Source organism: Lysobacterales bacterium (genome assembly GCA_016721845.1).
Classification (GTDB): domain Bacteria; phylum Pseudomonadota; class Gammaproteobacteria; order Xanthomonadales; family Ahniellaceae; genus JADKHK01.
The window spans coordinates 63,693-77,770 of sequence record JADKHK010000013.1 but is presented as its reverse complement, the minus strand read 5'-3'; the positions used below and the strand labels follow the sequence as shown (position 1 = coordinate 77,770).

Here is a 14,078-nt window from a genome sequence, read left to right as displayed (position 1 = left end):
CGCGCTCAGTCGGCCTTGCGGGTGATCGCGTCGCGCTTGGCGATCAGCTCGCGCAAGCGATCGGCTTCGCCGCTGCCGTCATGCAGCGACTGCGTCATCCCGTTCAGGTCGGCTCCGGTGATGCCGACTTCCTTCATCAGCGACTCGATCAGTGGGGCCTGCGAGCGATAACGGAGTGCACTGGACACGACCTGGTCGGCCAGATTTCCGCTGCCCGCCGTGGCGTTCGCATCGCCCTGTCCGCCGCCCGCGCCGCCCGCATTCAGCCCCTCGACCTGCACGATCTTGATGCCGTCGATCGCCGCGATCGGCTTGACGCTCTCGCGGATGATGTCGGGCAGGTGACGCAACACGGCCAGCTTGATCTGCAGGGCGATCTGTTCGGCAGACAACAGGTTCGCGGCCTCGTTCAAACGACGCTGGCCCTCGGCATCGACGCCGTAACGCTTCTCGGCCGCTTCGGCACGCAGTTTCTCGGCCTCGGCATCGGCTTGCGCGGCGATGCGCTGGCGATCGGCGTCGGCATTCGCGAGCGTGCGGGTGGCTTCGGCGCGATCGTTTGCGGCCTTCTTCTCGGCTTCCGCAGCGATGGTGATGCCGATCATCTCGCGCTCGGCCTGGCGCGAGGCCTCGACCAGCTCGATCTTCTTCTGGCGCTCGGCGCGTTCGACTTCGCGCACGGTATCCACCTGCTCCTGCGCCTGCACGGCGGACGCGCGCGCCAGATCCGCCTGGGCCTGCGCCTCGGACTGTGCCTTCGACTTCTCGGCGATCGCGATCGCGCGATCCTGCTCGGCCATCTGCACGGCCTTCTGCTGGTCGATCTCGGCGGTCTGCACCGACTTCGCCTTGACGATGTCGCGTTCTTTCAGCTGCTGCTCGATCGCGATGCGCTGGTCCTGGATGGCACGTTCGGCGCCAAGACGAGCCGCATCGATCTGCTGCTGCGCGGCGATCTTGGCCTCTTCGGCTTCGCGCGTCTTCTCGGCCTGCTGGGTCGCGATCTCGGCCTGCTGGGTGGCGCGGCGAATCTCGATCTCGCGCTGTTGCTGCAGCTTGGCGTATTCCTCTTCGCGGGCGATGGTCAGCTTCTGCTGCGCGGCGATGAGATTTTTCTTCTGGATCTCGACTTCGGTGTCCTGCTGGATTTCGTTGCGCTTCTTGCGGCGCAATTCGATCGCTTCGGTCAACTTGGTCAGACCCTCGGCATCGAAGGTATTGTCCGGGTTGAAGTATTCCTTGCTGGTCTGGTCGAGACCGGTGAGCGAGACCGCTTCCAGTTCGAGACCATTCTTCAGCAGGTCCTCGGACACCGCCTGCTGCACCTTCTGAACGAACAGGGTGCGCTGCTCATGCAGCTCTTCCATGCCCATTTCGGCCGCAACCGAGCGCAGCGCGTCGACGAACTTGCCTTCGACCAGTTCCTTCAGCGCTTCTGGCTCGATGGTCTTGCGGCCCAGCGTCTGCGCCGCGTTCGCGATCGATTCCTCGATCGGCTGCACGCGCACGAAGAATTCGGCCGTGACGTCGACGCGCATGCGGTCGCGGGTGATCAGTGCCTGCTCGGCCGCACGATGCACGTCGAGCTTGAGCGTGTTCATGTTGACCGGAATGACTTCATGGATCACCGGCAGCACCAGGGCGCCGCCATTGAGGATCACCTTTTGTCCGCCGAGGCCGGTGCGCACGAAACTCAGTTCCTTGGACGCACGCGTGTACATGCGCGCGAACACCTTGACGATGTACAGCAGCACCATGAAAGCAACGAGCGCAAGTCCGAAGGTGATTGCCGGACCCATCATTTGTTCGATCATCGGATTTCCCCATGGGTGTGGTTCAGTTGCAGCGGCGCGACGCGTTTCGCGACGTACAGGGCACCGCGGCGCGCCATCAGCGCGACTTCCTCGCCCTGGTGAAGTTCGATGTCGTCCTCGTCGGGTTCGACCATCAGGTAATGCGTGGTGCGGAATTCGTCGCGCAATTTGGCCTGCGCGGGAAAACCTTTGCGTGCGTGGCCGGTGACGATGATGGCGATGCGACCGACCAGGTCGTCGCGCGAGATCACCGCCGTCTCGTCGCGCGGCATCATCCGCGCCAGGATCGCGGACGCCATGCGCACTACCGGCAGCGACAGCGGCAGCATCGTCAGCGCCGCGAGACCGACATGCAGCGGTGCACCGAACAGCAAGGCGATGGCATATTGCAAGACCAGCCCGCCGGCACCAAACACGCCCAGGAAGACCGCGAACACCATCAGCAGGGGCACGCGCCCCGAACGCAGCCAGCCGAGGAACTGACTCGGCATCGACACATCGTCCGCATCGGGCACGTCGCCATCGAGGTCGGGAAACATCGACTCGACCACATCCGACAAGCCGCTTCCCGCAAATTCCAGCACCAGCAACAGCGCCAGCACGCCCAAGGACACCGTGAACACGATGTTCGGCGCAGCAAACAGGAAACCCATCATCCCTTGATCCGTCCGACCGTCGAAGGACAGTCTTTCACGAAGCATGCACGATGCTCAATGGCGCCGCCCCGTCGGCTTTCAAGCGCGGCCGCAGGAAATTTCGATCCTGCATCGCAGCACGTCGCTGTCGCTGCGACAATGCCGGATCATCTTCGCCTGCGCACCCACGTGACCGAACCTGCCGCTTCGTCCGCAACAGCGTCCGCGCACCTGCCCGCGCTGGATGGACTGCGCGCATTGGCCTCGCTGTTCGTCTTCAACGTGCACGCCTTCGGCTACTGCCTCGTGGCGTTCTATGGCTGGACCGAGACCGAGGTGCGGGGTTTCCCGGGATGGGGTGTCGAATCGGCCTTGCTGTGGCTGCATCGTTCGCTGTACGGCGTCGATCTGTTCTTCGTGCTCAGCGGTTTCCTGATGGCGCGCCAGTTCGACTTCGCCCGCGCCCGGCCCGTCGATTTCCTCGCCCGGCGCGGCCTGCGCATCCTTCCGGCCTATGGGCTGGCCCTGGTGCTCGCGGCGCTCGCACGCTGGGCAGTCGACGGCACCGTGTTCTCGTTGCACGACTGGCTGTTCAACCTCGCCTTCCTGCACGGATTCCTCGATCTCGGCCTCACCGCGATCAACCCGGTGACCTGGTCGATGAGTTACGAGGTCGCGTTCTATCTCGCGATTCCGCTGCTCGCGCTGGGCTTCGCCGTGACGCGTCGCGACTGGGTGGCGCATCTCGTGATCGCCACGGTGCTGCTGGTGCTCGTGTTGTGGATCGGCACACCGCTCGCCCGATTGCACGGCTACGGCCTGCTGTTCCTGGTCGGCATCGCGGTTGCGCGCGTGCCGCTGGCCGCGCTCGCTCGGCGTCCGCTGTGGATCGCGGCCGCCGCGGCTTGGCTGGCCTTCGTGGCGTGCTCGAAGTTCGTGCTGCTGCTGAATCGCGACCTCGCCTACTACCCGCTGAGCATGCTCGGAAGCGGCGGACTGCTGATCCTCGCGATCGTCTACGGACAACGGCATCCGCAAGCACCGGGGCGCGTCCTGCAATGGATCGGCGACCGTTCCTACTCGCTGTTCCTGCTGCACAGCATCGTCGTCTACCTGCTCGGCGCGACCCTCGGCCCCAGCCTCAAGCCCCTCGGCCCAATTGCGGCCTCCCTGATCTTCGTCCCGACCGCCCTGGTCCTGTCGCTGATCGCCTCGGACCTGTCCTACCGCATTGCGGAGCGGCCGTATTTCCGGAAGCGCCGGGGGGCCGGGGCCGGCCCTGCCGTCCTTTGGTGGCCGGGGCCGGGGCCCGTGGGGTTTTTGGCCCCGGCGCGCCGGGGGGGGCCCCGCGCGCCCCCCCCCCCCCGGGCCCCCCCGGCCCCCGGGGGGGGCGGGCCCCCGCCCTGGGCGGGGCCCGGGCCGCCGCCCCCCCCGGGGGGGGGGGGCCGGGGGGCGGGGCCCCCCGCCCCCCGCTCCCGGCCCCCGGGGGGGGGGGGGGGGGCGGGGCGGGGGGGCCCGCGGGGGGGGGGCGTGGGGTGGGGCCGGGGCCCCCCCCGTCCCCCCCGCTCCGGGCCCGGCCCCCCGCGGCCCCCCCCCCCCCCCCCCCCCGGGGGGGCCCCCCCCGCGCCCCGGGCACCCCCCCCCCCCCGGCCCCCCCCCTTCCCCCCCCCCCCCCCCCCCCCCCCCCCCCCCCCCCCCCCCCCCCCCCCCCCGGGCCCGGGGGGGGCCCCCCGGCCCCCCGGGCCCCCCCCCCCCCCCCCCCCCCCGGCCCCCCCCCCCCCCCCCCCCCCGGGGGGGCCTTCCCCGGGGTTTTCTAGGTTCCCCCCCCCCCTGCTCCCCCCCCCCCCCTTTCCGTTTTCCTCTTTTTTTTTTCCCGCCGCCGCCCCCCCCCCCCCCGGGGGGGCCCCGCCCCCCCGGGCCCCGCCGCACCCCCCTCCCCCGCCCGGGCCCCCCCCCCCCCTTTGCCCCCCCCCCCCCCCGGGCCCCCCCCCCCCCCCCCAGGGGGGGCCCCCCCCCCCCCCCCCCCGCGCCCCCCCCCTTTCCCCCCCGCGCCCCCCCCCCCCGGGGGGGGGGGGGCCCCCCCCCCCCCCCCCGCGGGCCCCCCCCCCCCGCCGGGCCCCGCGCCCGGCCCGCGCGCCCCCGCTTCCCCCCCCCCCCCTCCCCCCCCCGGCCCCCTTCCCGCCCCGTCCCGGGCCCCCCCCCGCCCGGGGGGGGGGGCGGGCCGGGGGCGCCCCGGGCGGGCCCCCCCGGGGGGGCCCCCCCTGGGGCTGGGCCCCCCCCCCTGGGTCCCCCCCGGCGTTCGTGGCCCCCCCGCCCCCGGGCCGCCCCCCCCGCGCCGCCCCCCCCGGGGGGCCCCCCGCCCCCCCCCCCCCCCCCCCCCCGGGGGAACCCTTCCCCCCCCCCCCCCCCCCCCCCCTTTCCCCGGCTGGCCCTACTTTTTTTCCTTTGGGGGGGCCGGGCCCGGGGGGGGGGTTTTTTCCCGGGGGGGGCCCCCCCTCCGGCCCCTCTCGTATCTCCCTCTTTCGGGGCCCCCCCCCCCGCGCGGGGGGGGTTCCCGCCCCCCGGCGCGGGCCCCCGCCCCCCCCCCCCCCCCCTTTCTTCCCCCCCGGGGGCCCCCCCCCCCCCCCCCCCCCCGGGCCCCCCCCGGGCGCCCCCCCCCGCCCCGGCGGGGGGGGCCGCCCGGCCGGGGGATGTTGGGGCGGCCGCGGGGGGGGGGGTTGTTGGGGGGGGCCCTTCCCCCCCCCCCCTCCCCCCCCCCCCCCCCCGGCCGGCCCGCCCGCGCCCCCCGGCGGGCCCCCCGCGGGCCGGGCAAAGGGGGGCGGCCCCCGGGCCCCCCCGGCGGGGGGGGGGGCCCCCCCCGCGGGGCGGGGTTTTTTTCCCCTTCCCCCGGGCCCCCTTTCCCCCCGGAAACTGTCGCCGCCGGCCCGGGGCCCGGTGCCGCCATCAAGTGTTCTGAATCACGATGTTCGGGAAGCTGATCTTCTTGTTGCGGGCTTGTTGCGAGAGGCGGGCGGCGGTTTTTCGGGCGATGGCGCGGTAGCGGTTCGCGGCGTCGGAGTCGGGCATGGCGACCACCGTCGGGGTGCCGCCGTCGGCCTGTTCGCGGATGTGGATGTCGAGCGGCAAGCTGCCGAGCACGGGCACGCCATATTGTTCGGCCATGCGGGCGCCGCCGCCTTCTCCGAAGATGTGTTCGGCGTGGCCGCAGTTCGAGCAGACGTGGATAGCCATGTTCTCGACGATGCCGAGCACCGGCACGTTGACCTTCTCGAACATCTTCAGCGCCTTCTTCGCATCCAGCAGCGCGATGTCCTGCGGCGTGGTGACGATCACCGCACCCGAGACCGGCACCTTCTGGCAAAGCGACAAGTGGATATCGCCGGTGCCGGGCGGCAGGTCGATGACGAGGTAGTCGAGGTCCTGCCAGTTGGTGTCGGACAGCAACTGCGTCAGTGCCTGCGTGACCATCGGGCCGCGCCAGATCATCGGCGTGTCCTCCTCGATCAGCAGACCGATCGACATCACCTGCACGCCGTGCGCGATCTTGGCTTCGATGGTCTTGCCATCTTTGGAATCGGGCTTGCCGGACACGCCCATCATGCGCGGCTGGCTGGGGCCGTAGATGTCCGCGTCGAGGATGCCGACCCTGGCGCCTTCCGCCTGCAAGGCCAGCGCCAGATTCGCGGCCGTCGTCGACTTGCCGACGCCGCCCTTGCCGGACGCCACCGCGATCACGTTCTTGATGTTCGGCAACGGCGTCAGGTCGTTCTGCACCTTGTGCGAATACACCCGCGCCGACACCGACACCGTGGCCAGCACGATCGCGGCATCGGCTTCCAGCGTGCGTTTCACCTGCGCCTGCAGCTCGCCGAGCCAGCTCGCGGCCGGATAGGGCACGACCAGGTCGACCACGACACGGTCACCATCCGCACCGACGGCCTTGACGATGCCGGACTCGACCAGGGTCTGGCCGGTCTGCGGATCGACGATCGTGGCGAGCAGGGTTTCAGCGACGGATTGGGCGTTGGACATGATCGGTACCTTGAATCGGATCTCGGAGTTTAGTGGCTGGGGGTCGGCGTGGCATCATTGCAGGCCGCATTACCCCTCATCCGTCCCTTCGGGACGTCTTCTCCTCGCGATGCGGGGCGAAGAATCAACCGAGAAGATCATGTCGTCGCATTCCACACTGCTCGTCACCACCGCCCTGCCCTATGCGAACGGACCGCTGCACATCGGCCATCTGGTCGGGTACATCCAGGCCGACATCTGGGTGCGGGCGCGGCGCATGCTCGGCGACACGGCCTATTTCGTCTGCGCCGACGACGCGCACGGCACACCGATCATGCTCGCGGCCGAAAAGGCCGGGCTCGCGCCCGAAGTGTTCATTCGCGGCATCCAGGAAGGTCACGAGCGCGACTTCAAGGCCTTCGAAGTCGCGTTCGACCACTATCACTCGACGCACAGCGACGAGAACCGCGAGATCGCGACGGCGATGTACCTGAAGCTGCGCGACGCCGGCTACATCAGCAAGCGCACGATCGAGCAGCTTTACGATCCGGTGAAGGAGATGTTCCTGCCGGACCGTTACGTCAAGGGCGAATGCCCGAAGTGCGGCACGCCGGACCAGTACGGCGACAACTGCGAAAATTGTGCAGCCACCTATGCCGCGACGGACTTGAAGAACCCGCGCTCGGTGATGTCCGGCGCGACACCGGTGCTGCGCGAATCCGAGCACTATTTCTTCGACCTGCAGAAGTTCGAAGGCATGTTGCGCGACTGGTTCACGGGCGACGTGGCACACAGCTCGGTCAAGGCCAAGCTCGGCGAATGGCTGGACGGCGGTCTGCGTCCTTGGGACATCTCGCGCGACGCGCCGTATTTCGGCTTCCCGATCCCGGACGCGCCAGGCAAGTTCTTCTATGTCTGGCTGGATGCACCGATCGGTTATCTCGCCAGCTTCAAGGCCTACTGCAATCAGCATGGCCTGGTGTACGACGGCTTTCTCGCGCCGGACACCAAGACCGAACTGCATCATTTCATCGGCAAGGACATCATCAACTTCCACGGTCTGTTCTGGCCGGCGATGCTGCACGGCTCGGGCCAGCGTACGCCGACGCGCCTGCACGTGAACGGCTATCTCACCGTCAACGGCGCGAAGATGTCGAAGTCGCGCGGCACCTTCATCCAGGCGCGCACCTATCTCGATCACCTGAACCCGGAGTACCTGCGCTACTACTTCGCGGGCAAGACTGGCGCCGGCGTCGAGGACCTCGACCTCAATCTTGAGGACTTCGCCGCGCGCGTGAACTCGGACCTGGTCGGCAAGTTCGTGAATATCGCCAGCCGCTGCGCCGGTTTCATCAGCACACGCTTCAATGGCCGGCTTGCAACGACCCTGCCCGATGCGGCGATGCTGCAGCGCTTCAACGACGCCCGTCCGGACATCGAAGCCGCGTATCGTGCCCGCGACCTCGGCCGCGTGTTGCGCACGGTGATGGCGTTGGCCGACGAAGCCAACAAGTACATCGACGACCGGAAGCCGTGGGTGATCGCCAAGCAGGAGGGCGCCGACGCCGAACTGCAGGCCGTGTGCACGCAGGGCCTGAACCTGTTCCGCGTGATGGCTGGCTACTTGAAGCCGGTGATCCCGGCCACGGTGGCGAAGGCCGAGGCCTTCCTGGGCGAATCGATCGGTCACTTCGACCAGATCGCGCAACCCTTGCTCGATCACGTGATCCATCCGTTCCAGCCACTCATGACCCGCGTCGATGCCAAGGCGATCGAGGCCATGGTCGAGGCGAGCAAGGACACGCTGGCGGAAGCACCAAAGGCGGCGGCACCCGCCAAAGCTGCGGAAAAGAAGACCGAAGCGCCGACTGCAGCAGGCACGATCTCGATCGACGATTTCACCAAGGTCGACCTGCGCATCGCCCGCATCATCGAAGCGGAAGCGGTCCCGGAAGCGGACAAGCTGCTGCGCCTGAAACTCGACCTCGGCAGCGAGCAGCGGCAAGTCTTCGCCGGCATCAAGTCGGCCTACGACCCGGCCACGCTGGTCGGTCGCCTGACCGTCATGGTCGCCAACCTCGCTCCACGCAAGATGAAGTTCGGCCTCAGCGAAGGCATGGTGCTCGCCGCTTCGGATGAACGCGGCGGCCCCTTCCTGCTCAGCCCCGACAGCGGCGCCGAACCCGGCATGAGGGTGAAGTAGGAGCGACCCCCGGGTCGCGATGCTCTGCATTCATCCGCCGGCCGGCGCGATGCAATGTCGTTTTCACCACCGCGTCGCCCAACGCGAGGTGGGCGGATACCACAACATCGGCCTGCGCTCTGGCGTCGATGCCTCGGCCTCGCCCAACTGCCGCGCCAACCAGGCCGCGTGCATCGCGAACAGCGATTCGCGAATGCCATCGCGACGTGCGTCGGCCAGCGACTGCCTGGCATCGTCGGCCCGACCTTCGCCATGAGCGACATACGCGCGGGCCAGCGCCGCCAGCGCCGGATCGTCTCGGGTCATGCCAGGCGTCACGAGCAATTCCGGCAACACGACATCCGCCAGTCCGAGCATGCGTCGTGCCAGCGCCAGGTCAAGGCGCAGCCCGTCGTGCACCGTTCCGGCACCGACCTGATCGAGCAGACGCACGGCCTCGTCCGCATCCCCCGAGCGCACCGCCGCGATCGCGGCCAGGATCGCCATGGCGGGCATGCCGCCGACGTCCTGTGCATTGATCGCATCGCGCAAGGCACGACGGGCGCCATCGAGCAGGGCCGGCCATCGCTGCAGTTCGCCGAGGCAGAGCAGGCCGATGCGTTGAGCCTTCTCCGCCAGATCAGGGCGATGCGCGGCGAGCGCCGATGCAACCCGCGCCTCGCTTCCATCAACCACATCGGCGCAACGCGCGGTCGCCAGCGCCACCGTTGCCGCCACGACGTCGGCCGCCAGCGCATCGCGCGCGCGCAACGCCGGCAGGACCCGTTCCACCGCCTGCGTGTCGCCGAGCATGGCGCGATCGCCGAGCACGATCGTGGCACGCTTCAGATCGAGCTGATCGGCATCGATCGCCGCCAACTCGCGCCGTGCCGCCGCATCATCACCCCGCAGCAAGGACTGGTGCGCGAGCGCGAGGCGCAACTTCCACGCGGCAGGGCGCAGGTCGAGCGCGGCACGCAGGATGCGTTCGGTCTGCGAGGGCAAGGCGCCGTCGCTGGTCAACCAGTCCCGCAACAGGCCGAGATAGGCGTCACGATTGTCCTTGAGCACGGCATCGAGGCGCGCCAGCTGGGTGTGTTCGCCCTCGCCGCGTTCCCAGGTCGCGAGATACAGCAGGGGCAACGGGTGATGCGGACTTTCGGCATCGGCGGCACGCATCAAGGCCTCGGCGCGGGGCCGATCGCCGGCGGCGTCTGCGGCCAGCGCGAGCTGCAAGGTTTCGGATGCCGATGCAGGCAATCCATCGAGGTCGGCAACGACCAGGCCCAGGCCGGCATCGATCGGTGCGGCGCGGCGTGCGGCCTGCCATTGCCAGCCCAGCACGGCGACCGCGAGCACCAGCACCAGCACCATCACGGTCGCGATCACGCCACTCCGGCGCCAGCGTCGCAGCCAGCCCGCGGCGCGCGGACGCTTGCCGGCGAGCCAGCGATCCAGATCCTCGGCCAGCGCGCGGCCATCGGCGTAACGCCGCGCCGGATCGGGATCGCGTGCGCAGCCGATGATGGCTTGCAGCCAGGCGATATCGCGCGGCGCCAGCGGCGTCGCGTCGGGGACGGTCGCGTCGATGCCGAACACGCTGTCGAGCAGCATGGTGCCGAGCGCGAACACGTCGGCGCGCGCGTCCACGTCTTCGCCGCGGAACTGCTCGGGCGCGGCATAACGCGGCGTCAACATGCGTTCGCCGGTCTGGGTCAGCGCCGTCATCGCCTCGTCCGCGACCGGCTTGGCAATGCCGAAATCGAGCAGATACACCTGCCCGTTCGCGCCGATCATCAGGTTCGCGGGTTTGATATCGCGATGCACGATGCCTTCGGCGTGCGCCACGCCGGCCAATCGCGCCGCTTGGGCAATCCAGGCGATGCGCTCGCGTGACGGCCGGTCGAGCTCGGCCACCCCGAAGGCTTCGCCATGCACACGCTCCAGCACCAGGTAGGGCGCGCCCTCCGGGTCGGCCTCCAGGGCGAGCGGGCGCACGATGCCGGGATGGTCGACGCGCTGCATCAGCGCGAACTCGCGTGCCAGACGCCGCATCAACGTGGTCGTTGCAAGCCCGGGACGCACGCGCTTGATCGCGACCTCGCGACCGTCGCGGGTATCGGTGGCCGCGAACACCAGGCCCATGCCGCCCTCGCCGAGCACACCATCGAGTCGGTAATCGCCCAGACGCTGACCTCGCCACGAACGCCCGAGCGAAGGCGCGTGGCGTTGTCCGGGTGACGTAACGGCCTCTTCGTCCATCGGTCTCGATTTGCAGGGCGATCCGAGCATAGCGCCGGGACGCTTGCGTTGCGGCCGTGCAAGACGCACCATCCGTGCATGTCCGCGACCAAGACCATTGCCGTCGTCGGCGTCTCCGAGGAGACGACCGCGTTCCTGCGCCTGCTGCTGCGCAAACTTTCGGCCAAGTCTGCAACCAAGTGGATCTGGGGCAACGATGACGGCGCCGATCTCGTCATCGTCGATCCCAGCGTGCTGATCGGCGAGGCCGCACGCATCAAGGCGGAATCGTCGGGCGTGCATTACGCGGTACTGGTCGAGGCAGACGCGCCTGCCGAGGACGCGTTGGTCCTGCGTCATCCGCTCGACGCCGATCAGTTGGCGCGCGTGATTGCGGCGGCATCGGTGCCATTGCAGGCCAATGCAGGGATTACCCACGTCGACGAGAACTTCTACGAACAGCAGGCGCCTGCAGCCTTCGAGCCGGCGTTGCAACCCTCGCGCACCGACGCCTTGGCCGAGCGAAAGCAGCAAGCCCAGGCGGCCATGCTCGGGGTGGGTGCAGCTGAAGGGCTGGAAGTCATCATCAAGCGCGAGAAGGAACTGCAGTCGCAGCCGGATTTCCGCCAGCTCAAACTGGAGGACGCCACGGTCGAAGGCATCAGCCTTGCGCCGGCCGGGTCCAGCAATCGACGGGCCGAGAACAAGGCGATCGAACGCACTGGTGGATTGCAGGCGGGCATCGGTGGCGCCCGCGACGGTGCGCTCTCGACCAATTCACCCCTGGTTGGGGGCGCGAGCGAACGCGAGGACGGCGAACTTCCGTACTTCTTCGGTGCCGGCGTGCTCGGCGGCCCGTCGCAGATCCAGCTGGGCCAGGCCCCGGTGCTGACGCTCGACCCCAAAAACGAGGTATTCCATGCCGATGCCAGTCTGTCGGCGCTGGAAGTCTATTGCCAAGGCAAATTGCAGCGATCGGCCTGGAAGAAGCTGACGACGGTGGATCTGAACCAGTCGCGTGCCTCGGCACCGTCGCGTCCTTATTGGCACCTGGTCTGGCTGCACGCCCTGATGCAGTCGAACGGGCGACTCGCGTCGCACCTGGACCCCGGCGGCACCTATCGACTCAAGGAACAGGTCTTCATCGAACCCGGATATCGTTCGCACGGCGTCGTCGCCGCGGTCATGGACAATCCGCTGCGCCTGAACGAGATTTCGGCGATGGCCAAGGTGCGCATGGAGGCGGTGTTCGACCTGGTGAATGCCTATGATGCGGTGGGACGCATCGAATGGACGCCGCGGCAGCGCCTGAACACGCAGCCGACCATCGACGAGAAGCAGAAAGGCCTGCTGAACAAGCTGCGCTGGCCATTCGGCAAGAGCTGAGCCGGCACGGCACCCTCGCCGGGCACGCCACGGCCACGGAAAGCGCCCGAAGGCCACTGGTATCATCGCCCGCCTTTTTTCAGCGGAATGCCCCATGGCCGCAGTACCCACCGGACTGACCTATCGCGATGCCGGCGTCGACATCGATGCCGGCAACGAAGTCGTCGAGCGCATCAAGCCGTTGGTCGCGCGCACCTTTCGCAAGGAAGTGATGGGCGGTCTCGGCGGCTTCGGCGCGTTGTTCAATCTCAGCGGCAAGTACCGCGAGCCGGTACTCGTCTCGGGCACCGACGGCGTCGGCACCAAGCTCAAGCTGGCCCAGCAACTGGGTCGCCACGACACGATCGGCATCGACCTGGTCGCGATGTGCGTGAACGACGTGCTCGTCCAGGGCGCCGAACCGCTGTTCTTCCTCGATTATTTCGCGACCGGCAAACTCGATGTCGCGACCACGGTCGCCGTCGTTGGCGGCATCGCGCGCGGTTGTGAACTGGCCGGCTGCGCATTGATCGGCGGCGAGACCGCCGAAATGCCGGACATGTACGCGCCGGGCGAATATGACCTCGCCGGCTTCACCGTCGGTGCGGTCGAACAGTCGCAATTGCTCGACGGCAAGAGGGTCCGCGCCGGCGACGTGATCCTCGGCGTCGCCGCCAGCGGGCCGCACTCGAACGGTTATTCGCTGATCCGCCGCATCCTCAGCCATGTCAACGCCAACCTGGCCGACAACATCGGCGCGGTATCGCTGGCCGACGCGCTGATGGCGCCGACCACGCTGTACGTCAAGCCGATGCTCGACGTGCTGGGCCAGATCGAGGTGCACGCGATGGCCCACATCACCGGCGGCGGCATCACCGAGAACATCATCCGCGTCGTGCCGGACGGCCTGGGTCTCGCCATCGATGCCGGCGCCATCGTGCTGCCGCCGGTCTTCGACTGGCTGAAGCGCTCGGGCAACGTCGCGAATGAAGAAATGTGGCGCACCTTCAATTGCGGCGTCGGCTTCACCCTGTTGCTCGACCCCAACGATGTCGCGATGGCGAAGCGCCTGCTCGCCGGCCATGGACTCGCGACGCGCGAGATCGGCCAGGTCGTCGCGACCGGTGGCGGCGAACGCGTCCGCATCGGCTGATGCTGCGCATCGCGGTTCTCGCATCGGGACGCGGCAGCAATCTGCGGGCGCTGATCGATGCGGTCCGCCGCGGCGAACTTGACGCCCGTATCGTCGGCGTCTTCAGCGACAAGGCGAACTCGGGCGCACTCGCACAGGCGCGCGACTGCAGAATTCCCGCATCACACGTCGCGCCGAAAGCCGGTTCGACCCGCGTCGAGTACGACCGCGCCCTGTTCGCAGCCATCGATGGCTGCGCACCCGACCTGATCGTTTGCGCCGGATTCATGCGCATCCTGTCGGCCGACGTCGTCGCTCCACGGGTGTCGCGGATGATCAACATCCACCCGTCCTTGCTGCCGAACTACCCCGGCCTGCACACGCACCGGCGCGCGATCGAGGCCGGCGACACCGAACACGGCGCCAGCGTGCACGTCGTGATCCCGGACCTCGATGCCGGGCCGGTGATCGCGCAGACGCGTCTGACGATCAGCGCCGATGACAGCGCCGAATCGCTCGCCGAACGACTGCTGCCGCAGGAACACCGTCTGCTCGTGCAAGCGGTGCGCTGGTGTGCCGAAGGCCGATTGCGCTTCGACGCCGACCACGTCCGCTTCGATGAGCGCATCCTGACCGAGCCCTTGCGGGTCGATTGAACCTTTGCGTTTGCCTGCGACTCAGAGTTGCTCGCGTAGGCT

General features: G+C 68.9%; 8 protein-coding genes and 1 pseudogene. 5 read left to right on the top strand and 4 right to left on the bottom strand.

The window, feature by feature from the left end; all coding sequences use genetic code 11:
- Positions 1-5: 5 nt before the first annotated feature.
- A complete protein-coding gene (locus tag IPP28_07680; GenBank protein ID MBL0040910.1) occupies positions 6-1,802 on the bottom strand; it encodes a flotillin family protein in 1,797 nt (598 codons plus the stop codon).
- Positions 1,803-1,810: 8 nt separating this feature from the next.
- Complete coding sequence (locus tag IPP28_07675; protein ID MBL0040909.1) at positions 1,811-2,467, bottom strand: YqiJ family protein; 657 nt, start codon at positions 2,465-2,467, stop codon at positions 1,811-1,813.
- A 60-nt stretch (positions 2,468-2,527) separates the two neighbouring features.
- Here IPP28_07675 and IPP28_07670 point away from each other — a divergent pair.
- Positions 2,528-3,661: pseudogene (locus tag IPP28_07670) on the top strand (acyltransferase).
- 1,731 nt (positions 3,662-5,392) lie between these two features.
- Here the strand turns inward: IPP28_07670 and apbC are convergent.
- On the bottom strand, positions 5,393-6,481 hold the full coding sequence (gene apbC, locus IPP28_07665; protein MBL0040908.1) for an iron-sulfur cluster carrier protein ApbC: 1,089 nt from the start codon (positions 6,479-6,481) through the stop codon (positions 5,393-5,395).
- A gap of 139 nt (positions 6,482-6,620) precedes the next feature.
- Here apbC and metG point away from each other — a divergent pair, with 139 nt between their 5' ends.
- Entirely contained in the window at positions 6,621-8,663 is a 2,043-nt protein-coding gene (gene metG, locus IPP28_07660; GenBank protein MBL0040907.1) for a methionine--tRNA ligase, read from the top strand.
- Positions 8,664-8,726: 63 nt separating this feature from the next.
- On the opposite strand, the gene IPP28_07655 is transcribed toward metG, so the two are convergent.
- Complete coding sequence (locus tag IPP28_07655) at positions 8,727-10,904, bottom strand: serine/threonine protein kinase (GenBank protein ID MBL0040906.1); 2,178 nt, start codon at positions 10,902-10,904, stop codon at positions 8,727-8,729.
- A 78-nt stretch (positions 10,905-10,982) separates the two neighbouring features.
- On the opposite strand from IPP28_07655, the gene IPP28_07650 reads away from it, so the two are divergent.
- The 3 genes from IPP28_07650 (at position 10,983) to IPP28_07640 (ending at position 14,036) form a co-directional block, all read left to right on the top strand.
- Positions 10,983-12,269 carry a hypothetical protein gene (locus tag IPP28_07650; protein MBL0040905.1) on the top strand — a complete coding sequence of 429 codons (1,287 nt, stop codon included), beginning with the start codon at positions 10,983-10,985 and terminating at the stop codon, positions 12,267-12,269.
- A gap of 94 nt (positions 12,270-12,363) precedes the next feature.
- Entirely contained in the window at positions 12,364-13,401 is a 1,038-nt protein-coding gene (locus tag IPP28_07645) for a phosphoribosylformylglycinamidine cyclo-ligase (GenBank protein MBL0040904.1), read from the top strand.
- Positions 13,401-14,036, top strand: a complete 636-nt coding sequence (locus IPP28_07640) for a phosphoribosylglycinamide formyltransferase (protein ID MBL0040903.1) — start codon at positions 13,401-13,403, stop codon at positions 14,034-14,036. Before IPP28_07645 ends, IPP28_07640 begins: the two co-directional genes overlap by 1 nt.
- Positions 14,037-14,078: the final 42 nt, after the last annotated feature.

What these genes read in the sequence shown, in the direction of transcription:
- IPP28_07680 (MBL0040910.1), bottom strand. Translation starts at nt 1,802, where the DNA reads ATGATGGGTCCGGCAATCACCTTCGGACTTGCGCTCGTTGCTTTCATG.
- apbC (MBL0040908.1), bottom strand. Translation starts at nt 6,481, where the DNA reads ATGTCCAACGCCCAATCCGTCGCTGAAACCCTGCTCGCCACGATCGTC.
- IPP28_07640 (MBL0040903.1), top strand. Translation starts at nt 13,401, where the DNA reads ATGCTGCGCATCGCGGTTCTCGCATCGGGACGCGGCAGCAATCTGCGG.
- IPP28_07655 (MBL0040906.1), bottom strand. Translation starts at nt 10,904, where the DNA reads ATGGACGAAGAGGCCGTTACGTCACCCGGACAACGCCACGCGCCTTCG.
- IPP28_07675 (MBL0040909.1), bottom strand. Translation starts at nt 2,467, where the DNA reads ATGGGTTTCCTGTTTGCTGCGCCGAACATCGTGTTCACGGTGTCCTTG.
- metG (MBL0040907.1), top strand. Translation starts at nt 6,621, where the DNA reads ATGTCGTCGCATTCCACACTGCTCGTCACCACCGCCCTGCCCTATGCG.
- IPP28_07645 (MBL0040904.1), top strand. Translation starts at nt 12,364, where the DNA reads ATGGCCGCAGTACCCACCGGACTGACCTATCGCGATGCCGGCGTCGAC.
- IPP28_07650 (MBL0040905.1), top strand. Translation starts at nt 10,983, where the DNA reads ATGTCCGCGACCAAGACCATTGCCGTCGTCGGCGTCTCCGAGGAGACG.